The 4,344-nt window shown below is 32.5% G+C and carries 2 protein-coding genes; one reads left to right on the top strand and one right to left on the bottom strand.

The annotated features are described in order from the left end of the window. The coding region (locus tag ACWVCY_RS01775) for an amidohydrolase family protein (protein WP_455139883.1) at nt 1-1,145 on the bottom strand (1,145 nt) is incomplete at its 3' end. 229 nt (nt 1,146-1,374) lie between these two features. On the opposite strand from ACWVCY_RS01775, the gene ACWVCY_RS01770 reads away from it, so the two are divergent. Next, nucleotides 1,375-3,534: a phospholipase D-like domain-containing protein gene (locus tag ACWVCY_RS01770; protein ID WP_455139881.1), complete on the top strand. Its 2,160-nt coding sequence runs from the start codon at nt 1,375-1,377 to the stop codon at nt 3,532-3,534. Nucleotides 3,535-4,344 lie beyond the last annotated feature (810 nt).

Genomic DNA, 4,344 nt, shown 5'->3' with positions numbered 1-4,344 from the left:
GGTGTAGGTAATGCAGTACAATCGAATATTACAAAATCAGCTGCTTTCCCGACTTCTATTGAACCAATATGATCTTTAAGTCCTATTGCTTGAGCTGCATTTATAGTTATCATTTGAGTGACTTGTAAGGGAGTAGGAAGTTGACTTGGATTAAGATGATTCAGCTTATGCATAAGATATGCTGTTCGCATGTTTTCTATTGCATCATAAATAAACCCATCATTCCCTACGCCGATATTTATTCCCTTCTGAATCATTTCAGGGATTTGAGCAATTCCAACTGCATTTAATTCATTACTTTTGGGATTGTGTGCAATATTTGAATTGGTTTGAGCAATTAAATCAATTTCATGCTGATTAATATGAACTGCGTGAGCTAATGCAGTTCGTGGACCAAGAAATTCTTCATCGAACAACCGTTCAACCGTTCTTTTACCATATTTCTCCAAATTGTGATGTAGATCCGCCATGCCCTCCGATGTATGGATTGTTTTAAAAGAATCAGTTTGTTCAGCATATTCATTTGTTTTATGAATTAACTCATCTGAAACAGTAAAGGATGCATGTAAACAATAGATTCCATGAATCAGAGTCTTTTGAGGATCATTCTGTTGAATAAAGCGTCGATTTTCTTCAAGTCCTCTAATTCCTTCCTCTGGACTTCTGCGTTCTGTAGCTTCAAAACATATAACACCCCGAGAACCAACTTCTTGTGTTGCTTTTGAAATTCGGTCTAATGACCCCTCAATTGAATTTGGACCAGAATAAGTATCCAGATATGCAGTTACTCCATTTAGGGCTAATTCATGTACAGCGTAGAGAGTTGATGTATAAGCATCTTCAAGAGACAATGCCTCATCCATAGTCCACCAAATACGCTGTAAATTTTGGGTAAAATCAGAAGGAGGGGTGATTTTCATTGGTGCTCCTCTTAGTAAGGCAGAATATAGATGTGTATGAGCACAGATAAATCCAGGAAAAATTATCTGATAATTACAATCTAATTCGATATCCGCCTTTTTTTGTGTTTTTTCCCCAATTTCAAGAATTTTTCCATCCTCAATATATAAGTTCCCCCTTTCTATCACCTCATTGTTTCGATTCATTGTTACAATTAGACCATTTTTTAATAATAAGGATTCCATGACATTTTCTCCTAAGTTTATATCCTAATTTTTTATTAAAAAAATATCTCTATTAGACTTTTACTGTTGTTTTCCAATATCATTTTATACTGTTAAAATTGCTTCTCTTTGATTTTTTACGTCACGAACTTAATAAAGTCGGGTTTTTAAAGCCAAAAATTTGTGGTCAATATATCATAGAATTACATAGAAATTTCTTTCAATGCTGTTTAGATTTATGGTGTTTAAGATGCTAAATCGTGTGTATGTTTATCTCTTTATAATCACTCTGATTAGTTGCGTATTGTCATCACTACCGACTTCACATTATTCTATAAATAATAATAATATTCCTTTGATGGTAAAAGAACCTTTAATAAGTCAAGCTTATATCCCATCTTTTAATGCAACAAACATCAAAGAAATAATGACAATAAGCCCCATGTTTACGCCTGATAATGCATTAGATATTCATGTGGGATGGATTAATCGTGCTAACACTAGTATTATTCTTCAGAATCAGTACATTACTAAATTTGATTCAGGAGATTGGATATCTGATTCTAATCCGCTCGTTCGTGCTTTAGTGGCTGCACATAATCGAAGTATTAATATTAGAGTTCAAGTCCGTGAAGATTCGGATTCAGATGATATTACAAGCTATTTCAATAATTTAGGAATTGATATTAGATGGATGGGAAGTCAAGATAATAACCCTGATAACGATTGGTTATCAAGCACCCATAATAAGCTGATTGTTGTTGACAATAAAGTTACTCTTCTATCCTCAATCAATTTTGGAGAAAATGCTTTTACCGAGAATAGAGAAGCAGGTTTCGCCATCATAAATATTAATGTAGCAAATTACTTTACAACTATATTTAATCGTGACTGGAATGATGGAGTTGATCCTTCAAATACTATTCCTATAAAATCGAAAGGAAAATTTGTTGGAAAACCTGATGATAAAGAAAATTTCATTGCATCAAGCTATCCGAGTCATACAAACATTCCAAAAGCTAATTTTACAGGAATTTATAACATGACGCTTTTTACAAATCCTGATAGTGCAGATGAAACAATTTTTAAATATTTATTAAGCGCTAAGGAATCAATATATGTTTCTATGTATACTATTAGTCGTCCAGATTTTAATAATACATTGATTGACTTGAAGAAAAACAATCCAAACATTGATATTCAGGTTTTAATTTCTAATAGACGTTTCGGAGAATCAGAGAATATTGACACCAAAAATGCAGCTATATCCTTAGTTAATAATTTAATCCCTGTTTATAATTCTACAACCGATGCGAATAAAGTGAATGGTTATTATCATGCCAAGTATTGGATTATTGATGGAAAACATGTATTTGTTTATTCTGGAAATTGGAGTCCTCGTAGTGTCACACCGCAAAAAAATGAATACACTTCAACAGAGGCTAATCGGGACATGGGTATTGCAGTCCATAATGCCCCTGATATTGCAGATTTCTTCAAATCTGTCTGGGAATCCGATATAGCTGTTGGATCGGCTTGGGATTTACCAATAGGAGTTTTTCAAACAAGTTTTACTCATGCAGAAGTAATATCTGGTATAGTTTCACTGAATGCTCAATCTATTGGTTTAGAAAATCCCACTTTATCATATCGATGGGGAACATCAGAATGGGTTGAGGTATCATCCTCTGAAAGCTCTTTTTCAATTCAATATGATACAACAGCGTTGGAAAATGGTATCCAGTCCTTTGAAGTCAAAGCTAGTAATAATTCCAATGTATTCTTTGATAAAGTTACAGTAAACATCGCTAATTATCATTCAAGTGATAATTGGAGGTTTTTAATAACAGAATTATTACCTGATCCTACAGATGTCTCAGATGCAGAAGGAGAATATATAGAGCTTACAAATAGCTTCCCATTTGATCTACTTATTGAAAATTGGAAAATTGGTGATAATAATATTCTACTGACTTTTCCATATAATTATACTATTCCAGCTTACAGTTCTATAATTATTGCGAAGAGTCTTGCAGGATATAACAATGCTTATGGAAATGTGGGAGATTTTCAGCTAGGATTTACTCTAGTTAATACTGGTGGAGATTATGTCCAATTAATTGATCCTTTAGGTAAATTCTATGATGTTGTAGCATATGGAATTCCCGCTCCTGATGGTTCTGAACAATTAAGCATTCCTGGATCAGGTCAAGCTATACTAAGGAAAATGCTTCATATTGATACAAATAAAGCATCTGATTTCATATTCGGTTCACCTGATCCTAAAGGGAGTGTTCCACTTATTCCCTTAAAAACTAAAAATGATACAACGAATGAAACTCCATTATATTTTCCAATTATTTTCAGTTCCGTACTTATTCTAGCCTATTTAAGGAGGAATCTCAAATAAAACGTATTAAATTTAAATTAAATACTTGGGATCTTGGAAAAACCTTTTTAAAAGAAGTCAGCAAAGAATTTAAAACCCCGTTCACAGAACAGGATGAATATTCAATCATAAAGACTGATAAACTCGATTTACATTTATTTCCTGATCCCAGAGGGTTTTCCTTCATCACCTGTAAATTTTATGATAATGAAACTGAATCACGAATTGTACAAATCAGAAATAAGTTAAAAAATTCTCATTGATACCCTTAATTAGGTCCCATGTTTCCCTATTTATCTTTGGATTTTCCTTAAAGCACTTTATTAATCTTTGACTTTATATTGACAAGATAAGGAAAAAAGAAACCTCCTTGAGATGCTTAATTACTTTTTTCCAAACTGAATTGGACAATCTCTTAGATTTCAACACGAAAAGCTGAAGCAAATACTTACCAACCAGTATTGGACAATGTATTATTTCAATGTTAAAAATAGCTCACAAAGTATAAGCTAGAATTTTTTTTAGTAAAATCTATTGTGAAGAGACTTTTGTTTTTAAAATAATAACGGCAAATGACAAATTAAAAATTTTAAAGGAAAAAGAAACAAACTAACAAAGGTAAGTTTTGGAAGCGAACAGACACTCACTTCATTGATTTTTTGATCTTACCACATACTAGTAGAGAGGCACTTCAGAATAAATTGGTCAATACTTTGAAGAAGAAAGAAAAAGTTTATAAGTATTAGATTTTTCGGGACATTTGTTCTGTTAGATGTCGAAATCCAGAACAATCACTTATACGGAGAAAAGGTGAAAAAAATGGCATTTGCT

The organism is Candidatus Hodarchaeum mangrovi (genome assembly GCF_975850365.1).
The sequence above is the reverse complement of the archived record's forward strand: the minus strand, read 5'-3'. Positions and strand labels throughout refer to the sequence as shown.